The organism is Dolichospermum compactum NIES-806 (assembly GCF_002368115.1).
Lineage (GTDB): Bacteria > Cyanobacteriota > Cyanobacteriia > Cyanobacteriales > Nostocaceae > Dolichospermum > Dolichospermum compactum.
The window spans coordinates 4,296,457-4,318,553 of sequence record NZ_AP018316.1 but is presented as its reverse complement, the minus strand read 5'-3'; the positions used below and the strand labels follow the sequence as shown (position 1 = coordinate 4,318,553).

Below are 22,097 nucleotides of genomic sequence, written 5' to 3'. Positions count from 1 at the left end.
ACCGGAAAATGGTACTTTTTAGTTTAGAAAGAAACTTTAACCGGATCTAGGGACAATAGGTGAAGAAATAAGCCTATCTAGCTAGATTTATTTATCTTTTTCTTAATTATACTTTATAAAAGTACAAACTTTTTGTGTGTATTTAGGGTATTTTATATTTTCTTAATGACTCATGCAAATTCGTGATCTTAAGCATTTGCATGATAATCTTACAGAACAAGGCGATCGCGAAGCGCTGCTGCAAGCAGATCGCTCTGCCTTTAATCTAAAATAGTACGAAAGCAAAAAAACTCAGTACGAAGACCAATATTTTCTCTAATGACAGCATATATGCTATCATAGCCACATGGCGATTAAAATTGTGGTAGATACAAGCGTTTTTATTAGTGCGCTTATTGGATCAAAAGGTTCTAGTCGGGAACTAATTCGACGCTGTTTGAAAGGAGAATATCAGCCTTTGATGGGAAATGCTTTATTTTTAGAGTATGAATCAGTCATGCAGCGAGAAGAAATTATCAGCCAATGTTCTCTAACTAACACAGAAATTTATACTTTACTTGCATCATTTATAAATGTCAGTCAATGGATATCAATTTACTACTTATGGCGACCTAATTTAAAAGATGAAGCTGACAACCATTTAATTGAATTAGCGGTTGCTGGTAATGCTCAAATTATTGTCACCAAAAATGTTAAAGACTTCCAAAATGCTGAACTCGTATTTCCTAACTTATCAATATTAAGACCGGAAGAAATTATTAGGAGTTAAACAAAAAATGGCTACTTTAACTATTCGCTTACCCAACGAAAAACACATCCGATTAAAAGAACTGGCGCAAACTAGAGGTATAAGTGTAAATAAACTCATTGAAGAACTTTCTACTATAGCTCTAGCGGAATTTGATGCCTGTACTCGATTTAAAGCAATGGCTGTAACGGGAAACCCAGAAGCAGGTTTAAGAATACTGGATAAACTTGATAATCTTACAGAACAAGGCGATCAGGAAGCGCTGCTGCAAGCAGATCGCTCTGCCCTTAATCTAAAATAAGCAATGAAGGGCGGGGAAACCCCGCTGACAGAAACTGGGATAACTGAGGGATATAGACTGAAACTCTCTATAGAATCTCCGCGTCTTTAGACCGGAGAGTGTCAAAGTCGTCTCAAATATTTGGTATCAGTAGGTTAACAAAATTTGGGATTTAAGATTTTTTCCGACTGAATTTAACTTCCATAGTTGGTTAGCAATGGTATCATTCGAGTATTACAAAAAGTAAAGGGCGATTTTACTATGACCAAAGCACCTGTTGCTCCTGTGGTGCTAGTCATTCTAGATGGATGGGGCTACTGTGAGGAAGAGCGAGGAAACGCGATTCGCGCTGCCAAAACTCCGATTATGGACAGTTTATGGGCAGTCTATCCCCACACCCTCATTCGCACATCAGGAAAAGCCGTAGGGTTGCCAGAAGGTCAAATGGGCAACTCGGAAGTTGGTCATTTGAACATTGGCGCTGGTCGAGTCGTACCCCAAGAATTGGTACGGATCTCAGATGCTGTAGAAGACGGTTCTTTAGCCGCAAACCCAGCCCTTGTCAAAATTTGCCAGGAAGTCAGTTCTGCTAATGGCAAGTTACATCTAGTGGGGCTTTGTTCTGATGGGGGGGTGCATTCCCATATTACCCATCTATTTGGACTACTTGACTTAGCGAAGGAACAGCGACTTTCACAGGTTTGTATTCATGCCATTACTGATGGTCGTGACACTAAACCAACGGATGCCATCAACGTCATTCAGCAGTTGGAAGACTATATAGCTCATGTTGGCATCGGTGAAATCACTACTATTAGTGGTCGCTTTTATGCAATGGATCGTGATAACCGTTGGGATCGAGTCCAATGTGCCTACGATGTGATGACAACAGATAGTGCGGGCAATGGACTCAGGGCTGTAGAGGTATTGCAAGCAGCTTACGCGAAAGGTGTAACCGATGAGTTTGTTCTCCCAGTCCGGTTGCAACCGGGCGCGGTAGAATCTGGTGATGGGGTAATATTTTTCAATTTCCGCCCCGACCGCGCTAGGGAACTAACTCAAGCCTTCGTTAGTCAAACTTTTAACGGTTTTGAAAGACAGTCAATTCAACCACTTTCTTTTGTAACTTTTACCCAGTATGATCCAGAATTGCCAGTTTCTGTGGCTTTCGCACCGCAAAATCTGAGTAATATTCTGGGTGAAGTTATCGCTAGTCGCGGGTTAAAACAGTTTAGAACGGCTGAAACTGAAAAATACGCTCATGTTACTTATTTCTTTAACGGGGGACTAGAAGATCCCTGTGAGGGAGAAGACCGGGAATTAGTCAGTAGTCCAATGGTGAATACTTATGATCAAACCCCGGCGATGTCAGCACAAGCTGTGACAGATGTGGCGATCGCTGCCATCAGAAAGGGTATCTATTCCCTAGTTGTAATGAACTATGCTAACCCAGACATGGTAGGGCATACAGGACAAATTCCAGCGACAGTCACAGCTATTGAAGCAGTAGATAAATGTTTAGGTCGTCTAATTGATGCTATTGGTAAAGCAGGTGGTACAGCAATTATTACTGCTGATCATGGCAATGCTGAGTATATGATAGATGAAGGCGGTCATCCTTGGACAGCCCATACTACTAACCCAGTTCCTTTAATTTTGGTAGAAGGTGAAAAAGCCAAAATACCCGGATATGGAACAAATGTGGTATTAAGAAATGATGGCAAATTAGCCGACATTGCCCCGACAATTCTAGATATTTTACAAATATCTCAACCACAAGAAATGACAGGGCGATCATTACTTAAAGCCGCAGAATATGATTTACAACTAACTCGTACTCCTGTACAAATAGGTTTGTAAAATCGTAAAATGGTAGGGGTAAAGCAAGAGCTTCACTGGTGTCAACTTAACGTAAAACCCAAACCCCAACTGGGAATGATAGCGTAGCGTGGCGTTAGCCATATTCCCAGTCTAATAGCACAAGTCATCTAAAGATGACTGAATAACCGGAAAATTTTTAAATTCTTGAGTAAACTTCAGTTTACTTTGGCTATTAGACCGGAACTTAAGTTCCGGGCGGGTTTGGAAGCTAAACAAATAAGCTATTTATAGCCTAAGTTGACACCAATGAGCATTGCTAAATCCCTCCAAAATTGATAAATTTTGATAAATTTTGATCACCAACATTTCTAATATGGCAATTACTAACATTATTCAAGGCATTTGGGCATTTTCCGCTCTCGGTTTGATTATCCTCGTTTTGTTACATAGTCCTAAAGGTGATGGCATTGGTGCTATTGGTGGACAAGCACAATTATTTAGTAGTACCAAAAGTGCCGAAAATACTTTAAATCGAGTTACGTGGGCATTAGTTGTAGTTTTTATGGGTTTAACTGTGGTTTTAAGTGCTAATTGGTTGCCCAAATAATTGAAACCGAAAATGGGAAAAATTACCCAAAATCACAACTTTTGGCGAAGATTAATAGTTCGATTTCGCTCACTACAAGCAGCAGTTCTGACTTTAGCAATAAGTACAGGACTGCTGGTTGTTTTGACTAACTTTCAAGTTAATGCTGTTTCGAGGGAACAGGGAATAGGGAACAGGGAACAGGAAAGAAACTTCCAATTATTAACTTCTTTACCTATTCTCCCAAAATCCTATCCTTTACCACCAACTCTGGCACAATGGCAAGATAAAACAAATAGTGGTGATTATTTTGATCAAATTAAATCTACAAAAGTTGGTTATTTAATTTGGTCACATTTTCCGGTGAAAGTGAAGATAGAAACACCAACTGATATTAATGAAAAACAATCGCAAGTATGGGTTAATAGTGTTTCTCAAGCAGTGCAAGAATGGAGTATTTATTTACCTTTGCAGATAGTGGAAAAATCTGCTATTGCTGATATTACAATCTTCCGAAAAGCACCACCCTTGCAGCGTGAACCTAATGGTAAAATACTACGGGCGCGTTCGGCTTTAACTAGTTATGATTTATATGCTGAAAATAATATTTTATCTCACCGGTTTACGATTCTGCTGAGTCCTAGTCAAACTGGTGAATATGTACTATCAGCAGCCCGTCATGAACTTGGTCATGCTTTGGGTATTTGGGGTCATAGTCTTCTAGAAACTGATACTATGTATTTTTCTCAGGTTCGCAAACCGCCCTTGATTTCTGTCAGAGATGTGAATACTTTGAAGAAGGTTTATGAACAATCTACAAGTTTGGGGCAGAATTGAATTTATCTCACGCAGAGACGCTCCAGGCGCAAAGAGAAAATTTTAAGATGAAGGCAACCAGTTTTTATCTAAAATCTGATCTAAGGTGTAAGGACAAATTTCTGGTAAGTTGGTAAGTTTGGTTTTGGTTTTAACATAATCTAAGGCATTGCTGTAAATGATATTGATATTTTCTGCTAAGTGGTTGCGTAAGTTAGTTGTTAATTCTTCATGAATTTGATTACGAAAACTAATAATTTCCGCCGCCCAATGGTTAGCATTTCTAGGCTTTTCTATATGCCAATTTTGATAAAGTAATAAGTGTCTAATAATCTGTTCTAATAAACTTCTGACTCGTCTTTTTTCGGTTTTCGCCAATTCTTCTAACTCTTCTATTAAGTTATCATAGTCAATATCTCCCAATTGACGAGATTTGAGACTTTTAATTGTCTCTTCTAGCCATTGTGAGTAATTAGACTCATATAGTTTGTTGATCTCAATAGCTGTTTTCATTATTTGCTGACTTAGCTTGATGCTTAATTAGTTGCGCTTATGCTCTAGAGATGTTTCTTCCTCGTCGGTTTCATAATAACAAATTTTCTGGTCGGTGTCAATATTTTTCACTCTATTATTGCGAGGCTGTGGAAATAACAAGTAAATTTGATTTTCAACAGCCTCATGATTTGATTACACTCGACGTAGGTTCATGAGTTCTTGAGGAGATGCAAGCATATCAATGGCTACGAAGAAGATTTTGCCATCGGGATTGATTAAAAACCGCCAGGAAATGTTCATACCAACTGTGACACCAAACCAAGGAGTTTGCACTACTCCTGTGACCTTTAGTTGTTTAGAACCGTCTGGTTGAACTTCGCAGATACCTTGTTGTGGCATCATGTTTAGTCCTTGTGCTTCTTCGCGCATATATTTAGTGATCGCTTCTCGTCCCACAATTGGCTTTTGGAATGGTGGTTGTAGCGCACCGTCGGTAGTGAATAGTGCGATCGCATCATCAAATTTATCTGCATTCATGGCTTCAATGTAGCCTAAGACCGCAGGTTCTGTAATCCCGTCAATTTTCACTGAGGAAATAACTGGTGTTGTCCGTTGGAAAGCAGGTTCTGTAGCTGCTTTGGGATAACTGCTAGGACCAAGATCAGAAGTATCAAATCCCATATCTACTACAGTATTCCGCAATACGGTGATTTGCTGACCTGGATCAAGTTTCTGTGTAGCTTCTAATACAAATTTTACACCGGGAGACATTTGATAACCAACGGGGATAGGAGCGATGATTCCCTGTTTCATCAATTCTCCTAACTCGAACCAGAAAGCTAGTTTGGTATTAACGCTGAAGAAACCATAGGAACGGCTAATAGGAGTATCAGCACGGCTGGCTAAATCCCGCATCACTTTTGTTTGCTCTTCACGAGACATTTGCTTAATTTGGGTCAGCAAACTTTCGGCTAGTTGTAAGCGTGCTACTCCAGGTGCTGCGGGAGTAATGGTTTTACCCATTTCAGTGTAAGCATACCAAAGGTAAGCTAATTGATCATCAACGTTAAGTTGATCGAATAACGCTATAGTTGCAGGAATAGGGCTGGGAACTTGAGTATTAGAAAAAATAGTTTGAGCAGACTGGATAGTTAAAGCCACAGTCGGAATCTCCAAAATTATGTGTTTATTAGTCTCTGTAAAGACATAAGCTAAAAATGTTTATGATGAACTTATGTCTTATGCAGAGTAATGTAATAAAAATCTTAATTTTTGTAAACAATGGAAATTACGAATTGACAAAATATAAAGTTAGTGGTAGAGTTTTCGTTTTTTCACGCAGAGGAATTTAGGAGATAAGTTGTGTTAGTTAATGGAGTTTATTGTTTAGTTAAACAGATTAGTCAGGGGGGATTTTATCAGACTTTTTTGGCTGTAGATGAAAGTCAATTTCCGCCAATTCCTTGTGTTGTTTATCAAGTTTTATCTCGATATCAACCGCTGGAAATTTTTCAATTTCAGGTACAGAAGTTAACGGAATTAGGTAAACATCCCCAAATTCCTACTTTAATTACACATTTTACCGAAAATGAATATTACTATTTAATTCAAGAATTTATTGAGGGGGATAATTTAGCTAGTTTATTAGCAAAGCAAGGTGGTTTTAATGAAACTCAGATTTGGCAGCTTTTAAAAGGTTTATTACCAGTGATCATGTTTATTCATAATCATCAAATTATTCACCGAAATATTCAACCGGGAAATATTATTTTGCGGACTAAAAATCAAAGTCAAGATCTATTGAATAATTTGGTTTTAAGGGATTTTACCAATATGAAGTTTGTCAATATCAATGAAGATGACGATAATTTAGTTGGTAGTCCAGAATATATTTCTCCAGAACAAGCACAAGGTAAAGCAGTTTTCGCTAGTGACCTTTATAGTTTAGGTATAACCTGTATTTATTTACTTACTCAAGTTTCTCCTTTTGAACTGTTTGATATGACTAATAATTGCTGGGTATGGCTAGATTATCTTACCTATCCTATTAGTGAACATTTAGGACAAACCCTTGATAAACTAGTAAAATATAATTTACAAGAACGTTGGGAATCAGCAGATCAACTTATATATAATTTGGGTATTAAAGATAATTATTTGCCTTTATTATCCCCAATTGAAACTTATTTTTGGCAATTTTCCCATACTCTGAAAAATCAAATTAATAGTTCTATTAATACTGTGGCATTAAGTCATGATAGTAAAATATTAGCTAGTGGTGAAGATAATAAAAGTATTAAATTATGGAATTTAAGCAATCAGCAATTAATAGGGAACTTTATCGGACATACTCAACGTATAACGGCAGTTACTTTTAATGATCATGATACAATTTTAGCCACAGCTAGTGATGATCAAAATATCAATTTGTGGGATGTGAAGACATTAACGAAAATTCATAGTTTGACTGGACATTCACACGCTGTTAAATCCCTAGCATTTCATCCTCATGGGCAAATTTTAGCTAGTGGTAGTTGGGATAAAACTATTAAAATCTGGGATGTAAAACCGGGTTTAGCACGGAACACTTTAACAGGGCATAAATTACAAGTAAATGCTGTGGCTTTTAGTCCCCAAGGACGGCTTTTAGCTAGTGCTAGTTATGATCGCACAGTTCGGGTCTGGAAATTAGAAGACGGAAATTTTCACTTATTAACAACTCTTTCTGGTCATACTTGGGCAGTTTTGACAGTGGCTTTTAGTCCCACTCATCCTAATTTGTTGGCGACTGGTAGCGGTGATAATACAATCAAATTATGGGATGTTAGCACTGGTGAATTAATTAGCACACTTTCAGGTCATTCTTGGTCAGTGGTGGCTGTGGCTTTTAGTGCTGATGGAGAAACGCTGATTAGTGGCAGTTGGGATAAAACTGTGAAAATTTGGCAAATCAGCACAAAATTGGAAATTGCTAGTCTTGTCGGTCATACAGACTCAGTATCTAGCGTTGTTATGAGGGAGGATGGGGGATTAATTATCAGTGGTAGTAAGGACAAGACAATCAAATTGTGGCGAAGATGATGGGGACTGGGGACTGGTGACAGGTGACAGGTGATAATTTGACTTAATTACCCATGACCAATCACCAATTACCCACTACCAATTACCAATTTAAAATAATCAGGCGCTACCTGTGAAGGCAACTTCTGGAAATTTCAACTGTGCTTCTGCCATTGGGCGTTTTCTGCCTTCTTCTTGCCAGTAGTTAATCACTTCTGTGGCTTTGTTAAGCAACTCTACCCGGTCAACATCTGTGATCCAGTGTTTGGATTCTAACTCTTTTTTTAGCTCTTCCCAGGCATCATTTCTGGGCCAAAAAAAGTATTTGGTTAAGGGACTAGAACCTTTACCAACAACCTGATCTACTGCTAGGGCGACGTTTTCGTCTAACCAGAGAATTTTCAAAATGAACTTGGTCAATTACACCTCCGGGGAATATCCGGGTTTTACTTACTAAGTTTGCGACCCCTTATTTTAACTCAATCTTTGAATAATTGACTAATGAGTGCAGAAATTTAGTCAGGAGTCAGGAGTCAGAATGAATAAGGAAGAATGAATAAGGAAGAATGAAGAGGGAAGAGGGAAGAGGGAAGAGGGAAGAGGGAAGAGGGAAGGGGGGGAGAATGAGTAAAACCCTCTTTTAATCTGAGTTTCGTGATCTGCTATATCATTAATTTTGTTGCATATCACGTCAGAGTTAGATGATTAAACTAATTGGTATTTTTCTGAGTTTATTACTGGTTTTTGGCTGGAATACACCAGTTATGGCAGAATCTCAACCTATTACAGCCCAGGAGTTGCAAGTAGGGGATGAATTAGCGACTAAGGCTTTTGCAGCTACGAATCAAGGCGATTTTGTGACGGCGGAGGCTTATTGGACAGAAATTATTGAAAAATTTCCTACTAATGCGGGAGCATGGAGTAATCGCGGTAATTCTCGTGTCAGTCAGAATAAGTTACAATCCGCATTGATGGATTATAACAAAGCCGTAGAACTTGCGCCTACTGTGACAGATCCTTATTTGAATCGGGGGACGGCGTTGGAAGGTTTGGGAAGATGGGAGGAGGCGATCGCTGATTATAATCGTGTATTAGAATTAGATCCTCAAGATGCTATGGCTTATAATAATCGTGGTAATGCTAAAACAGGTTTAGGGAAATGGCAAGAAGCGATTTTAGATTTCCAAAAAGCCACAGAAATTACCCCAAATTTTGCCTTTGCTAGGGCTAATTATGCCCTGGCTTTGTATGAAACTCATCAACCAGATCAAGCTATCCGGGAGATGCGGAATATAGTCCGTAAATATCCTCGATTTGCTGATATGCGTGCTGCTTTAACAGCCGCTTATTGGGTGACGGGAAATAAGGGAGAAGCGGAGAGTAATTGGGTAGCAGCCTATGGACTAGATACCCGTTATAAGGATATGAATTGGGTAAGGAATATCCGTCGCTGGCCACCAAGTATGGTAGCAGCTTTGGATAGATTTTTGAAATTACAATAAATTAAACAGGGAACAGGGAACAGGGAACAGAAAAATCAGTTGTGTAATTAATTTGTGTCCCATCACTTATCCAATTATTGAAGGTGGCGTTATTCCATTAACGCACTTTTCAATTTCTACAAAATTAAACTTATAGCCATTTTCCTGCATTTTCTTCTCTTTTGTGACTTTTCCAAAATCGGCAAATTCAGGAAAGTATATGTCTCCCACAAAATTACCTTCAACAATAGTTAAATAAAGTTTATCGGCAAATTGGATGGCTTCAGTATAAATCTGTCCACCACCGGCGATAAATATTTCTTCTGTTTCACTCATTTTCGCCCATGCAATTGCTTCTGTTAATGAATGCAAAACTACACAACCAAAGGCTTGAAAATTGGGATCTCTGGTCAGAACAATAGTTGTACAATCGGGAAATGGTTTAGTCATGGTAGAATAACTTTTGCGCCCGATAATTACAGGATGTCTGCGGATCATTTGCCGGTAATAAATTTCATCACTGGGAATATCCCAAGGATTACCAGAACGAATATGTTTTCTGGCTGAGTTTGCTAAAATTCGATTTTCCGAAATGGCAGCAATGAGACTAATTAACGGCATAAATTGATAATATTCTGGTTTTTCAAAAAGAGGGTAATTTTAAAAATTTAAGATATACTCAAAACGGTTGAAACATGAACTTTTGTAGAATCACGAAAACCCCAGATTTGTAAGGGTTTAGCACTGCTAAACCCTTACCCGGAGAATCAAATAATTAAGCCGTGTTGGGTATACCCTAAACTGGGCGTATTCCGTACCACGTGACTGGGCGCAGGGCCTGCGCCCCTACTTTCTGATTTATTCTTCGACGCGATAACCTAGTTCTGCTAAACGCACCCGTGAATGTCGCCATTTGGGTTGGACTTTGACAAATAATTCTAGATAAACTTTCCCAACAATTAGCTTTTGAATTTGTTGTCTAGCTTCACTACCAATGGCTTTGAGCATTGTTCCCCCTTTTCCAATGAGAATACCTTTTTGAGAATCTCTCTCAACATGGATTGTGGCGAGAACACGGGTAATTTTTGGGGCTTCTTCAACTAAATCAATGGCGATCGCTACGGAGTGGGGAACTTCTTGACGGGTTAATAATAGTATTTGTTCTCGAATTAATTCACCCATGATGAACCGTTCTGGCTGGTCTGTAACTAAATCCGGTGGATAGTAAAATGGACCTGGTTCAAGATGACTAATTAATAAATCTTGGAGTTGCGATAATTCCGCGCCGGTTTTAGCAGAAAATTTCACACTTTGCCATTTATAGGTATTAGCTAATTGAATATAACTATCATCTATTTTTTGGGCATCTTCTGGTTGTTGATCAATTTTATTAATCCCCAGAATTACAGGTGTTTGAGTATTAATTAGTAGTTCTGCCACATAGCGATCGCCTGGACCACAAGCAACAGTACCATCAACTACAAATAATATCACATCTACCGAGTCAATGGCAATTTTGGCATTTTTTACCAACACTTCCCCTAATTGATGATGAGGTTTATGAATACCGGGGGTATCCACAAAAATCAACTGGGCTGTTTCCGTCGTTAAAATCCCCTTTAAGCGATTGCGAGTAGTTTGGGATACGGGGGAAGTAATAGCTATTTTTTGCCCAACTAATTCATTCATCAAAGTGGATTTACCCACATTAGTCCGACCGATAATGCCAATAAAACCTGATTTAAATCCATCCGGTGCTTCGGGAATCATGACCCCACCGAAATCAGTAAAAATATTATTATCAATATCAGAGATTTGTGATTCTACTTGCATTTTTTACAATTATGATTAACAGATTATTTTGATTTTGACGGAAAATCTCTTGAAGAATAGAGATACATTGATTATCGCATATTTATGGAAAGGATATAGATCCCCGACTTCTCAAAGAAGTCGGATATCTGGTGTTTGTTTTTCATAGCACAAATAGCCAACCATAACTATATTAAATACAGTGTCTCTATCTGAACTCACTGAGTATGACCGCATCAACAGCCGTAAATCCTTATTTAGCGGGTAACTTTGCCCCCATAAACACTGAAATATCTACTGATACCTTAGAAGTTATTGGAGAAATCCCCCCAGAACTATCAGGGATGTTTGTCCGTAATGGTCCCAACCCGCAATGGAGTCCCATTGGTCAATATCACTGGTTTGATGGGGATGGAATGTTACATGGAGTCCAAATTAACGACGGGAAAGCCACCTATCATAATCGCTATGTGAAAACTAGAGGATGGAAGATTGAACATGAAGCGGGTAAAGCTGTGTGGAGTGGACTTTTAGAACCACCGCAAATGGACAACCCTCACGGACCAGGGAAAAATACCGCTAATACAGCCTTGGTGTGGCACAATCAACAGCTTTTAGCACTATGGGAAGGAGGTGCGCCTCATCACATCAATATTCCCGATCTAGCAACTATTGGGGAACATACCTATAATGATAAACTGGTTTCCGCCTTTACCGCCCATCCCAAGGTAGATCCTGTCACCGGGGAAATGATGTTTTTTGGTTACGGTTTCAGACCACCTTATCTACAATATGGCGTAGTTTCCGCCCGGGGGGAGTTATTACGAACAGTACCCATAGAAATACCCACAGCGGTAATGATGCACGATTTCGCCATCACAGAAAATTATACCATTTTCATGGATTTACCTCTGACATTTAGTGTGGAAAGAATGCAGCGGGGAGAACCAATGATGATGTTTGAGAGCGATCGCCCCAGTCGGTTTGGTATAATGCCTCGTCATGGTGACAACAGCAATATTCGCTGGTTTGAATGTCCCTCTTGCTATGTCTTCCACACCCTCAACGCTTACGAAACCGGAGACGAAGTGGTACTTATCGCTTGTCGCATGAATTCTACTAATGTTCTGGTTTCTGACCATACACACCGTGAGGAAAAAGGAGACATTCCTTATTTACACAGTTGGCGTTTTAACCTTAGCACAGGTGCAGTTACAGAAGAAAAACTAGATGACGTACCGGGAGAATTTCCCCGTGTCAACGAAATCCTGTTAGGAAGAAAAACCCAATATGGCTATGTAGGAAAAATGGCACATAGTCAAAATCCCTTGTTTAGTGGTGTCATCAAATACGATTTTGAAAATGGTAAATCCCAAATTCATGAATTTGGTGAAAATCGTTATGGTGGAGAAGCCGTATTTGCACCTCATCCTCATGGTACTGCTGAAGATGCAGGATGGTTGGTAACATTTGTTTATGATGAAAATTCCCAAACATCAGAACTCATAATTATTAACGCCCAAGATATCACCAATGAACCCATAGCGCGGGTAATGATTCCTCAGCGTATCCCTTACGGATTTCACGGTATTTGGATTTCCTAATTAGGTAGGTTGGGTTGACGTATGTTACCCAACATTATTAATCCTTTTGTTGGGTTGGGCTATCGCTTAACCCAACCTACATCTGGATCTATTCCTTCCCTCGCAGATGGTCTATTAGTTGTAAAAAACAGGACTTCCCAAAATCTCTAAGTTCATCAGAATTAAAGCTACCTTGATCTTCATTGGTTGCCATAACCACACACAAACCAAACATTTTATAGAATAATTGTTCAGCAATAATATCGTTACTACCCAGTCTGCTTTTTATTCCAACTTTCTTCTTAATAGTAGTTAATTTATGTTTTGGATCAGAGCATCTCAGGATATCAAGGAACTCCAAAACTAGCACATCAGCAGCCCATTGGTAGGTAGCTTTGTGATGGCTGTTAAAATCTTCAGTGAACCCAAAGATAGAATAAGACCTTTGCTTATATGCACTGTCAATCAGAGTGGCTTTAGTTGTAAATCCTGGGTTAGTTTCCAGGAACTTAGTGAACTTTATGGGTATATCTTCTTTTGGTTCCGTTTCAACTACTGTTACTTTTGCTTTAGGAACAGACTTAGAATTTTTACTTTTAGCAGGTTGCGGTTTTTTAGTAGGTTGCGGTAACGCTTCGCCTTTATCATATTTATCGCCATATTTTTTCTTAAGATAATTGGCAATAACATAAAAACTTCCTTTACCTAAAGCATTTAACCCTTCTAAATTTACTTCAGTTTTGGAGAATTTCTGATGCACACACAAACCAACTAAGCTGAAAAACCTGTCTTTATCAACACTACCTTTTAGCTCATGTCCACGCTGTTCTGTATATAAAGTAACCCCAAATTTCTTATCTAATAGCTCAATCTTGCTCTTTTTTATTTGTGTGGGGTAGGAATGACCAAAATACTCTAATAATTGCTCAACAAAATAAGAACATTCCATTTTTTTAATTTCTTGGTTGTTCTCATCTTCTGGATAAGCAAATTTGAAAAGGTCATAAGAGAAAGGTTGATTTCTCCTGACTTTATACTTATTTTTGATAATGATTATATCATCACATGGCTTAGTCTCCAGGAGTGACTTTAGCGTCTCTAATGCGTGATTGTACAACATGATGAAAGTCTTTAAATTAGTAAATGAGCATCTGATTAATAATGGGGCTGTTTCTGTTTCAACCTCTTCTTTAGAAAATAGCATTATTATTATTAAAAGTCAAGATAAGAGTAAAATATTTTATTTAGTCATTTCGTCTAGGCTGATACAGTCTGCGTCTCCAGTACCATCGGTGTCTGACGAAAAAAAGAATCAGTGATTTTGAAGCATCAGTGATTCCTGAGTTAAAAAAGTGGGATTATGTTTTAACTAATCATCCTTGGATAATTAGAGAAGAACCTAAATCAAAAACCGACATTTCAGCTATCCGTATCCTCATATAGCAGTTTTATGAACTCTTCTGAGGATATCCCCAACAGGATAGGTAGGCATCTAATTGTGTTGATGCTTATTTTAGGGTTCTTATCAATTAGCAAACTTAATAACTCCATTGCATCCAGACCTGAACCAATTAGAATATCAGTTCCCTTTCTGCTTAATGTTTGGTGGATGAGCGATCGCAAATTATTAGACTCTTCAGGTTGATTAGTGAATTCCTCATCACTATCTAAATAAAGGGTTTCTTTCTCAGGTGTTGAAAAATCTAAACTGAGTTTAACTGGTGCTGTTCCGCCATGTCTGTGTCTATTATACTCAGCAACGACTTTATCCCCTATTTCTTTTAGTTGCTCATAGGTATATTTATCTGTGAAACAAGACATAAATTTTAAATTAGGCTCTTGCACAGTAGCAGCAGGTTTACCTGTTCTAGTCGGTTTGGGGTTAGCTGTCCCAACTAAATGGACTACAGCCGTGCGGTTTATCGGCATTTCAGGGCTGTTAGGCTCATTGCAACCGAATAATTCCTGAACCATTTCAATAAACAGATCATAAGATAGCCCTATGGTTTCATGACCATAGGGGTTTTTATCACGAATACGTTTTAACCATTTATCTCTGACTAAGGAATATTCTTTATCGGAGAGTTTGCTTTTTTGTAACCTATGGTCAGACGCTGGTTTTTCGTGTATGAGTAGGTCTTTTGATTCAGGGATATAAGGATTCTTAATTATTTTGATTAGAATATCCCCAAACTCAGTATTAGTCGTAGGCTGGTCTTCTGAAAGCATTTTGTATAGTTGAGCTATATCAGGTTATGTGATCATAATTATTTTACCCCATTTTGTTGTTTGTTTCAATAACTGCTAATATATCTATCTGATGGTATTCTTCAAGATATCACCAGCGCATCCATAGCGCGGGTAATGATTCCCCAACGTGTACCCTATGGATTTCACGGTATTTGGATTTCCTAATTAGGTAGGTTGGGTTGACGTATGTTACCCAACATTATTAATCCTTTTGTTGATTAATCCTTTTGTTGGGTTGCGCTGTCGCTTAAACCAACCTACATTTAGATCATTTTTTAAATTGGTATTATTTTCTATTTAGTAGGATTTTTCTCAACTAAATCAGCGAACTTTTTTAACATTTCCCAATACCTTTCACCTGCAACAAAGGATAAATCATTGTGGCTGGCTTTATCTACCCAAAAAGAAAGTTTGGGAGATGATACAGCCGCAAATAATTTTTCTCCATGACTAAAAGGAATAATTTCATCAGATTTACCATGAATGATCAAAACTGGAGATTTTACTTTTTTGATTTTGTTGAGATTAGTAAATTTATCAAAAGGTAAAATTGGCACAGGAACAACTACTCGAAAAATAGAAGTAAAGCTACTTTCAACTATTAACCCAGCTACAGGTTTTTTAGATGCTAAATCTACTGCTGAACTACCACCAACGGAACGCCCAAAAACTATAATTTGTTGAGGAAAAATATTTAATTGTTGAGTTAAATAATTGTAAGCAGTATCAATATCTTGATAAGCAGCTTTTTCTGTAGGATTTCCTTCACTTGTCCCATAACCGCGATAATCATAAGCAAAGACACTAAAACCCAAATCTCGGATTTTTTTTAATCGTGGTTTTATATACCCCAAATCTTCAGCATTACCATGAGCATAAAGAATGGTATATTTAGCTTGAGGATTTGGTAAATAGATTGCAGAAATATTTTTATTCTCTGCGGTTTTTATCTTGAGAATATCCTGATTATCTTGATAACTGGATGGTTGAGGTAGAAAAATCATGCTGTCAGCGCGGAAATAAACATAGACAGCAAAAAAAGCGTAAATAAAAATGAGAGATTTTAACATTCGTTTCCAAGTTAAATCACCAATAAGCAGTTTTTTTAATTGCTGTTTATCCATGATAGAGAAATAATAAATTACAGCGATTTTCGGGTAAATTCCGTAGGTTGGGTTGACGCAAGGAAACCCAACATTATTAATCTTTTTGTTAATTAATCCTTTTGTTGGGTTGCGCTGTCGCTTAACCCAACCTACAATTTTATTAACATCAAATTACATATCTTCTTGATATTTTACTAGCAAATTAGGAATGTAATCATAACCATCAACACCAATAATGGCAATCATTTTCGGGCGATTTTGTTGTAGTAATAATTGAAATTTGTCTATACCAATTTGTCCTCTAATAATAGTTAATAAAGCAGCAGGTTGTCGCCATTCATCAGAGGCAATTTGCTCTAAAAGATACATTCCCAAACTACCAGAGTAAACTGCTTTTTCATAATTAGCCATCATATAATTAGCTTCAGCTAAATATGCTAAATTTCTGCCTTGTAAATACAAATCACCGGAAATTTGGGCAATTTTAAAGGCATTTTCTAAATATTTAATTGCTGTGGGATATTGTGCAGTCACTACATAAGCAATTCCTAGACTACTAAAACATAAAGCTTGACTTTGTAAATCGTTTAATTTTTCTGCTAATTTTAAACCTTGTTCTAGATAGTTAATAGCAGATTCATAAACTTCAGGTTCACTAATTTCTGTTTGCTTGGCTTGCATAACTTCGCTATAACCTAGATTTACCAAAGCATTAGCTTCTCCAGTTTTGTCTCCAGTTTGTCTACTGTAAATTAATGCCCGTTGACTATAATTAATGGCTTCACCATAATTTTGCCGTTGTACATAAGTCCGACTCAGGTGATTGAGATTGGCGATTTCACAGGCTTTATCTCCGGCATTTCTGGCTATTTCTAAGGCTTGTTGATGAAAATTAAGAGAGCGATCATATCTGCCCAAACTGCGCTGAGAATACCCCAATAAAGTCAAAATCCGGGCTTTTTCTTGAGTACCTTCGGCAGAACGCAAGGGAGCATCTAAATAATCTAAAGCATCCCGTAAATAACTACCAGAAAATGAGGCAAAAATCCCACCGTAAAGAGGGAAATAAGGACGTTGGGCAAAGGTTCGCAAAATTTGCAGCATGATTTGGGATGCACCATTGCTATATATTATGGCTTGATTTTGAAAACCACTAGCTAATTGACTCCAAATTACGGCAAAGGTTAAAAATGTGGAAATAGATAATTTAGGACCTGCTTGAATATCATAAGCTTGTTGATCAAACCAATTAATTAAACCTCTTTGCAAAAGCTGTAAAACTATTGTTAATTCTACCCAGTTACTCAAACTAATTTGCTGTTGTTGTTGAGCAAATTCTAGGGCTGATTGTTCTTTTGCTAGAATCTGAAAAAATGCTTGGGGAACTTCACTATTAACTACTTTAGCCCAACTTGCCCAAGGACTATTTTCTCCAGGTATACCACCAAATCCTAGAGAACTTTTGGGTTCATACATCCAATTTAGTAAATTTGCTTGAATTTTTTGCCAAGAAGTTATACCACGATTAATTCCGTCAGCAATTTGCTGAAAATCTTGGTTAGCGCCGGCAAATTGTTGTAGAGATTTGGCTAACTGTTGAAGTTGGGATAAATTTAAGGGATACTTTAAATTAGGATCAGTAGCTCGCAACAAAGCTGTTAATCGCTCATCTGCGGTGGCTGTGGTAATTTCCCGCATAGATAGGGAAATCGCTTCAGTGGCTTTATTTTGTTCTTGCCACCGTTGCCATTGAGTTTGAATTGTTTTAGCTGCGCGTAAACTTCTAGTGGCTTTGGCTTTTTTCAGTTCGTCGGTTTCCGAGTCTACCTGAGATTGTATCGTATTGAGGCGATCGCTCAAAACTAATTCAAACACCTCCCCAGTTCCGGAAGTGATACCTTTGAGCAACATTTGATAAACCTGCTCTACAGAGCTAATTTTGCCTTTGAGAGTGGTTTCGATAATATCGTTAATTAAAGCGAGATAATGCTCGCGCAATGGTAAAGAGTCTGACACTTTAGCTAATAGGGAACATCACAACAATTCTCATTGTAGCTGTTGCAGGTTTGGAGATTGGAAATTGGGTTTAATTGACATTTAAGAAATGTTAAGTTTTGCTTATCACTTGACTCCATATAATAAATAAGTCATCATTTCCCCTTTACCTTTAATTTTAATTAAACCCCGGTTTTCCACCAAATACTTATCTTTTAACACCTGATAGGTGGCTTCACAAATCTGGATATTATCAGGTATACCGTGAGACTCCATTCTACTGGCTGTATTCACCGTATCACCCCACAAATCATAAGCAAATTTCTTTAATCCAATTACCTATGCTACAACTGATCCCGTACTAATACCCATGCGAATCTGAAAAGACAGGTTATTTTTTTGATTAAACTTAAGCACAGATTTTTGCATATCTAATGCCATATTGGCGATCGCTAGAGCATGATCACTGCGATAATTAGATAAACCAGCGACAGCCATATAAGCATCACCGATGGTCTTAATTTTTTCTATACTATGAATTTCGGCTAATTAGTATAACAAGTACCGAAGAACCGACATTGATATTAGTCATCATGCTCATTTTGCGTTATGAGTAGTTAAATCAGTGTAACCGGACTAAGAAAAAATAAATGGCTCGTCACCCGACATTAACTTTTGATCGTGGTACATTAATTTTACACCCACCACCACGAAGTAAAACATGGATAGACTATGCAACCTGGGATGATAGGGTAGAAAAATTCCGTATTCCCGCAATTAGATACCGTTCCTTAGTAGAAGCACTCCAAGCTGAAGCCACAGATTTTATTGATGAAGCCAAGGCTTTTTATCCCTTGGATTTGGTTGCTAGTTTAGAAATGACACCCTATCCTCACCAAAATGAGGCATTAGCGGCTTGGAAACGGTTAGGACGACAGGGAGTAGTTGTCTTACCTACGGCGGGGGGAAAGACATATTTAGCACAAATGGCGATGCAAGCCACACCCCGCACGACGTTAATTGTCGTCCCCACGTTGGATTTAATGCACCAGTGGTATGCTCATTTAGTAGCGGCTTTTCCTGATGCAGAAGTGGGTTTACTGGGGGGTGGTTCACGGGATAGAACCGCGATTTTAGTTGCTACCTATGATAGTGCGGCGATTCATGCAGAAAGTTTGGGTAATAAATATGCGTTCATAATTTTTGATGAATGTCACCACTTACCTACAGATTTTAACAGAGTTATTGCCGAATATGCGATCGCACCCTATCGGTTAGGACTGTCCGCAACCCCAGAACGCACAGATGGAAAACACGCTGATTTAGATATCCTCATTGGTAAAGAAGTTTATCGCAAATGCGCTGAAGATTTAGCCGGAAAAGCTTTAGCTGCTCATGAAATTGTGCAAATCAAAGTTAAATTATCCCAATTAGAACAAGAAAAATATAATCAGTTAATTCAAACTCGCAATGATTTTTTAAAGCAATCAAAAATATCTTTAGGAAGTTTGCAAGGTTGGCAAATGTTTGTGCAAATGAGTGCGCGTTCTCAACCTGGAAGACGAGCCATGTTATCCCATCGTCAAGCCAAAGAAATCGCATTGGGAACAGATGGGAAAATCCGGGTACTTGTAGACTTATTAGCTACCCATCATCCTGAAAGAATTTTAATTTTTACCGCTGATAATGCCACAGTTTATCGCATTTCTCAAGACTTATTAATTCCCGCAATTACTCATCAAACTCCAGTCAAAGAAAGACATGAAATTTTAACGAAATTTAAGGAAGGTGAATATAATACCTTAGTTGCTTCTAATGTCTTAAATGAAGGTGTAGATGTCCCCGCAGCCAGTATTGCGATTATTTTATCAGGAACAGGTTCAACCAGAGAATATATTCAACGGTTGGGGAGAATATTACGCAAGGGAAATTTAGCAAATAAACAAGCAATTCTCTATGAAGTTATCGCCGAAGATACTAGCGAAGAAGGAACTTCCGCCAGACGCAGAGGGGAAAATAACAATCAGGAAGAAAAGCCGCAAAAAGCCAATTTACAAGTTATTTACGGAACTGGAAAGAAAAGCGATTTAAAAGCAGCAGAAAAATTAGAAATTAATTATTCAACAGAAAAGAAAGATGTTACCAACAGACCTACTGATACACCGCCAAAACGGCGAAGAAATTATCCCAAAAAGACTGAAACTTGATCAAAAACATTTGAGTTTAGCAACTGAATTAATTACTTTTTTTCAGGAAGCAGTCGGGAAAAATCAAGGATTACTAGAACGTCAATTAGCAGACTTTGAAGGAGATACCACAGATTACCGGATGAAACGGGGTTTAGCCTACATTCTTAAAAGTGGTTTTTGTACATTTGAAATAGTGAGTCCCCTCGAACCACCAATCTTAAGAGCAAAAGTATTTGCATTAGCAGCAAAATCAGTTGCTAGTCGAGAATCAACCGATATCATTTTCAATAAAATTGCTGATAATTTAACTCAAGAACTTAATCAAGAAGTTTTACCTGATCAAATCAAAAATGGACTTTATGCAGATTTATCAGAAAATAAAATATTAACTGCTTTTGATGCACCCAAACCAGAAGAAGTTTTACATCGTTATAATTTATCTCAAGTTCAAGGAATTTTTTATAAAGCTAGTCAATTAGTATTAAATGCACATCGCAATGTTCCCGGAGAATATAAACTCTTATTTCGTTATTTAAAGCTATTTCAATTAATGGCTTATATTGAAGGTGATGCCGATCATGGTTTCACACTTAGTGTAGATGGTCCGACCAGTTTATTTACTCCCAGCACCCGCTACGGTTTAGCCATAGCTAAATTAATTCCGGCTTTACTTCATGTTACTAAATGGAGTTTATCAGCAACCTTAAAAACCCGTGACTTTTACACAAATGAATCGAAAACCGGACGTTTTACCCTGAATTCAGAATGTGGCTTAGTTTCCCACTATCCCCCCGGCAAACCCTATGATAGTATGTTAGAGGAATCTTTTGCCAGTAAATGGGATGCCTTAAAAAGTGGTTGGATATTAGAACGAGAAGTAGATTTAATTCCCATTCCTGGTAGTGTAATGATTCCCGATTTTCGGCTAGTTCATCCAGACGGAAGGGTGTTTATTTTAGAAATTGTCGGTTATTGGCGACCAGAATATTTACAAAAGAAATTTGCTCAAGTAAGAAAGGCAAATTGTGATAACTTAATTTTAGCAATTTCCGAAAGATTGAACCTAGAAAAAGCCGGAATTAAACTAGATAACGTACCCGCCAGAATAATTTGGTTCAAAGAAAAACTCTTACCAAAATCTGTATTAGCCGTCATGGAATAATCACAATTTTATATGAAACTGTACAGAATCATAAAAATCTGCGTTTATCTGCGTTTATCCGCGTTCAATTAATCATAAACTTAACTGACAAAAGTTACAGCCCGCAGTTCTTCTTGAAAAACTCGGCGTAGTGTATCTTCATCTAAGGGGGGTTTGGCTTGATCAAGATATTCTCGTAACGCTTGGTTCATCATTGTTTGATAACCTTTCCCTTCAGCGTCTCCTTTTTGTCTAAACGCTTCCAAAATATCATCATCAATATAGATGGTAATACGAGTTTTACCTTGTTGTGGGATAATCGCACCCCGTTTAGCCTGATCAAAATCATATTCCGGTTTCATATTCACGTCTCTCCTTAGGAGTAGCAGGACGGGCAGAAATTAAGCGAATGTTATCACCTCGATAGGTATAGACTACTACTAGCAACCGCCAAAGGTGATCCATCCCCATAATAATAAATCGCTGTTCACCTTTTGCTGATTGATCTTCAAAGGAAAGTGCATAAGGATCGAACAACACAGCCTCAGCATCAGAAAAACTGATTCCGTGTTTTTGTAAATTGCTTTTAGCTTTTTCGGGATTCCATTCAACTATTATATGTATTTGTGAAAAGTTAAGTCTAAATCCCCTAAATCCCACATTCCGCAGGTATTGTTGGAATTATCGTGCGGTCAATTATTCTAGAAATCTTATTCCATAGAGTTAGGAAAAGC

Annotated in this window: 21 protein-coding genes and 2 pseudogenes; 11 read left to right on the top strand and 12 right to left on the bottom strand. The window is 37.9% G+C overall.

What is annotated here, in order from left to right:
- The first annotated feature begins 346 nt into the window (after positions 1 to 346).
- The 5 genes from CA730_RS19990 to CA730_RS19970 all read left to right on the top strand — a co-directional run bounded on the left by CA730_RS19990 (position 347) and on the right by CA730_RS19970 (position 4,272).
- Complete coding sequence (locus CA730_RS19990; protein ID WP_039205040.1) at positions 347 to 769, top strand: putative toxin-antitoxin system toxin component, PIN family; 423 nt, start codon at positions 347 to 349, stop codon at positions 767 to 769.
- 7 nt (positions 770 to 776) lie between these two features.
- On the top strand, positions 777 to 1,049 hold the full coding sequence (locus tag CA730_RS19985) for a toxin-antitoxin system HicB family antitoxin (RefSeq protein ID WP_096669948.1): 273 nt from the start codon (positions 777 to 779) through the stop codon (positions 1,047 to 1,049).
- Between the two features lie 240 nt (positions 1,050 to 1,289).
- Complete coding sequence (gene gpmI / locus CA730_RS19980) at positions 1,290 to 2,888, top strand: 2,3-bisphosphoglycerate-independent phosphoglycerate mutase (RefSeq protein ID WP_096669946.1); 1,599 nt, start codon at positions 1,290 to 1,292, stop codon at positions 2,886 to 2,888.
- A 334-nt stretch (positions 2,889 to 3,222) separates the two neighbouring features.
- Positions 3,223 to 3,456 (top strand): preprotein translocase subunit SecG, encoded by a 234-nt coding sequence (secG, locus tag CA730_RS19975; RefSeq protein ID WP_096669944.1) that lies wholly within the window; start codon positions 3,223 to 3,225, stop codon positions 3,454 to 3,456.
- Positions 3,457 to 3,468: 12 nt separating this feature from the next.
- Complete coding sequence (locus CA730_RS19970; protein WP_096669942.1) at positions 3,469 to 4,272, top strand: peptidase; 804 nt, start codon at positions 3,469 to 3,471, stop codon at positions 4,270 to 4,272.
- A gap of 42 nt (positions 4,273 to 4,314) precedes the next feature.
- Here the strand turns inward: CA730_RS19970 and CA730_RS19965 are convergent, their stop codons facing one another.
- Complete coding sequence (locus CA730_RS19965; RefSeq protein WP_096669940.1) at positions 4,315 to 4,764, bottom strand: DUF29 domain-containing protein; 450 nt, start codon at positions 4,762 to 4,764, stop codon at positions 4,315 to 4,317.
- Positions 4,765 to 4,938: 174 nt separating this feature from the next.
- Positions 4,939 to 5,907 carry an orange carotenoid protein N-terminal domain-containing protein gene (locus CA730_RS19960; protein ID WP_096669938.1) on the bottom strand — a complete coding sequence of 323 codons (969 nt, stop codon included), beginning with the start codon at positions 5,905 to 5,907 and terminating at the stop codon, positions 4,939 to 4,941.
- A 201-nt stretch (positions 5,908 to 6,108) separates the two neighbouring features.
- Here CA730_RS19960 and CA730_RS19955 point away from each other — a divergent pair, with 201 nt between their 5' ends.
- Positions 6,109 to 7,827, top strand: a complete 1,719-nt coding sequence (locus CA730_RS19955; RefSeq protein ID WP_096669937.1) for a WD40 repeat domain-containing serine/threonine-protein kinase — start codon at positions 6,109 to 6,111, stop codon at positions 7,825 to 7,827.
- Positions 7,828 to 7,926: 99 nt separating this feature from the next.
- On the opposite strand, the gene CA730_RS19950 is transcribed toward CA730_RS19955, so the two are convergent.
- Positions 7,927 to 8,226, bottom strand: a complete 300-nt coding sequence (locus CA730_RS19950) for a 30S ribosomal protein PSRP-3 (protein ID WP_015079494.1) — start codon at positions 8,224 to 8,226, stop codon at positions 7,927 to 7,929.
- Between the two features lie 281 nt (positions 8,227 to 8,507).
- Between CA730_RS19950 and CA730_RS19945 the strand changes: the two genes are divergently transcribed.
- Positions 8,508 to 9,308, top strand: a complete 801-nt coding sequence (locus CA730_RS19945) for a tetratricopeptide repeat protein (RefSeq protein ID WP_096669935.1) — start codon at positions 8,508 to 8,510, stop codon at positions 9,306 to 9,308.
- A 66-nt stretch (positions 9,309 to 9,374) separates the two neighbouring features.
- On the opposite strand, the gene CA730_RS19940 is transcribed toward CA730_RS19945, so the two are convergent.
- Both CA730_RS19940 and era read right to left on the bottom strand, forming a co-directional pair.
- On the bottom strand, positions 9,375 to 9,908 hold the full coding sequence (locus tag CA730_RS19940) for a dihydrofolate reductase (protein WP_096669933.1): 534 nt from the start codon (positions 9,906 to 9,908) through the stop codon (positions 9,375 to 9,377).
- Between the two features lie 237 nt (positions 9,909 to 10,145).
- Complete coding sequence (gene era / locus CA730_RS19935) at positions 10,146 to 11,120, bottom strand: GTPase Era (RefSeq protein WP_096669931.1); 975 nt, start codon at positions 11,118 to 11,120, stop codon at positions 10,146 to 10,148.
- Between the two features lie 206 nt (positions 11,121 to 11,326).
- Here era and CA730_RS19930 point away from each other — a divergent pair, with 206 nt between their 5' ends.
- On the top strand, positions 11,327 to 12,703 hold the full coding sequence (locus CA730_RS19930; RefSeq protein ID WP_096669929.1) for a carotenoid oxygenase family protein: 1,377 nt from the start codon (positions 11,327 to 11,329) through the stop codon (positions 12,701 to 12,703).
- 88 nt (positions 12,704 to 12,791) lie between these two features.
- On the opposite strand, the gene CA730_RS19925 is transcribed toward CA730_RS19930, so the two are convergent.
- Positions 12,792 to 13,886 (bottom strand): hypothetical protein, encoded by a 1,095-nt coding sequence (locus CA730_RS19925; protein WP_157750029.1) that lies wholly within the window; start codon positions 13,884 to 13,886, stop codon positions 12,792 to 12,794.
- Positions 13,887 to 14,101: 215 nt separating this feature from the next.
- Positions 14,102 to 14,911, bottom strand: a complete 810-nt coding sequence (locus tag CA730_RS19915; RefSeq protein WP_096669923.1) for a hypothetical protein — start codon at positions 14,909 to 14,911, stop codon at positions 14,102 to 14,104.
- Positions 14,912 to 15,013: 102 nt separating this feature from the next.
- Between CA730_RS19915 and CA730_RS26495 the strand changes: the two are divergent.
- Positions 15,014 to 15,097: pseudogene (locus CA730_RS26495) on the top strand (carotenoid oxygenase family protein); the annotation flags it as partial.
- 128 nt (positions 15,098 to 15,225) lie between these two features.
- Here CA730_RS26495 and CA730_RS19910 read toward each other — a convergent pair.
- From CA730_RS19910 to CA730_RS19900, 3 genes and pseudogenes are all read right to left on the bottom strand, one after another.
- On the bottom strand, positions 15,226 to 16,056 hold the full coding sequence (locus tag CA730_RS19910) for an alpha/beta hydrolase (protein WP_096669921.1): 831 nt from the start codon (positions 16,054 to 16,056) through the stop codon (positions 15,226 to 15,228).
- 153 nt (positions 16,057 to 16,209) lie between these two features.
- The gene (locus CA730_RS19905) at positions 16,210 to 18,054 is read right to left on the bottom strand and encodes a tetratricopeptide repeat protein (RefSeq protein WP_096669919.1); all 1,845 of its coding nucleotides are present in this window, start codon (positions 18,052 to 18,054) and stop codon (positions 16,210 to 16,212) included.
- 105 nt (positions 18,055 to 18,159) lie between these two features.
- Positions 18,160 to 18,582: pseudogene (locus tag CA730_RS19900) on the bottom strand (adenylate/guanylate cyclase domain-containing protein); the annotation flags it as partial.
- Between the two features lie 101 nt (positions 18,583 to 18,683).
- Between CA730_RS19900 and CA730_RS19895 the strand changes: the two are divergent.
- Positions 18,684 to 20,240, top strand: coding sequence for a DEAD/DEAH box helicase (locus CA730_RS19895; protein ID WP_096669917.1), 1,557 nt, complete (start codon positions 18,684 to 18,686; stop codon positions 20,238 to 20,240).
- Positions 20,170 to 21,384, top strand: a complete 1,215-nt coding sequence (locus CA730_RS19890; protein WP_096669915.1) for a DUF790 family protein — start codon at positions 20,170 to 20,172, stop codon at positions 21,382 to 21,384. Before CA730_RS19895 ends, CA730_RS19890 begins: the two co-directional genes overlap by 71 nt.
- An 80-nt stretch (positions 21,385 to 21,464) precedes the next feature.
- Here the strand turns inward: CA730_RS19890 and CA730_RS19885 are convergent, their stop codons facing one another.
- Together CA730_RS19885 and CA730_RS19880 are read right to left on the bottom strand one after the other, a co-directional pair.
- Positions 21,465 to 21,725 carry a BrnA antitoxin family protein gene (locus CA730_RS19885; protein ID WP_096669913.1) on the bottom strand — a complete coding sequence of 87 codons (261 nt, stop codon included), beginning with the start codon at positions 21,723 to 21,725 and terminating at the stop codon, positions 21,465 to 21,467.
- Entirely contained in the window at positions 21,709 to 22,023 is a 315-nt protein-coding gene (locus CA730_RS19880) for a BrnT family toxin (protein ID WP_231939895.1), read from the bottom strand. The genes CA730_RS19885 and CA730_RS19880 overlap by 17 nt, the downstream gene beginning before the upstream one ends.
- Positions 22,024 to 22,097 lie beyond the last annotated feature (74 nt).

Excerpts from the sequence above, each read along its gene's own strand:
- CA730_RS19945 (WP_096669935.1), top strand. The coding sequence starts at position 8,508 with ATGATTAAACTAATTGGTATTTTTCTGAGTTTATTACTGGTTTTTGGC.
- CA730_RS19885 (WP_096669913.1), bottom strand. The coding sequence starts at position 21,725 with ATGAAACCGGAATATGATTTTGATCAGGCTAAACGGGGTGCGATTATC.
- CA730_RS19940 (WP_096669933.1), bottom strand. The coding sequence starts at position 9,908 with ATGCCGTTAATTAGTCTCATTGCTGCCATTTCGGAAAATCGAATTTTA.
- CA730_RS19985 (WP_096669948.1), top strand. The coding sequence starts at position 777 with ATGGCTACTTTAACTATTCGCTTACCCAACGAAAAACACATCCGATTA.
- CA730_RS19965 (WP_096669940.1), bottom strand. The coding sequence starts at position 4,764 with ATGAAAACAGCTATTGAGATCAACAAACTATATGAGTCTAATTACTCA.
- CA730_RS19990 (WP_039205040.1), top strand. The coding sequence starts at position 347 with ATGGCGATTAAAATTGTGGTAGATACAAGCGTTTTTATTAGTGCGCTT.
- CA730_RS19970 (WP_096669942.1), top strand. The coding sequence starts at position 3,469 with ATGGGAAAAATTACCCAAAATCACAACTTTTGGCGAAGATTAATAGTT.
- CA730_RS19895 (WP_096669917.1), top strand. The coding sequence starts at position 18,684 with ATGGCTCGTCACCCGACATTAACTTTTGATCGTGGTACATTAATTTTA.
- CA730_RS19910 (WP_096669921.1), bottom strand. The coding sequence starts at position 16,056 with ATGGATAAACAGCAATTAAAAAAACTGCTTATTGGTGATTTAACTTGG.
- gpmI (WP_096669946.1), top strand. The coding sequence starts at position 1,290 with ATGACCAAAGCACCTGTTGCTCCTGTGGTGCTAGTCATTCTAGATGGA.
- secG (WP_096669944.1), top strand. The coding sequence starts at position 3,223 with ATGGCAATTACTAACATTATTCAAGGCATTTGGGCATTTTCCGCTCTC.
- CA730_RS19915 (WP_096669923.1), bottom strand. The coding sequence starts at position 14,911 with ATGCTTTCAGAAGACCAGCCTACGACTAATACTGAGTTTGGGGATATT.
- CA730_RS19930 (WP_096669929.1), top strand. The coding sequence starts at position 11,327 with ATGACCGCATCAACAGCCGTAAATCCTTATTTAGCGGGTAACTTTGCC.
- CA730_RS19890 (WP_096669915.1), top strand. The coding sequence starts at position 20,170 with ATGTTACCAACAGACCTACTGATACACCGCCAAAACGGCGAAGAAATT.
- CA730_RS19925 (WP_157750029.1), bottom strand. The coding sequence starts at position 13,886 with ATGCTATTTTCTAAAGAAGAGGTTGAAACAGAAACAGCCCCATTATTA.
- era (WP_096669931.1), bottom strand. The coding sequence starts at position 11,120 with ATGCAAGTAGAATCACAAATCTCTGATATTGATAATAATATTTTTACT.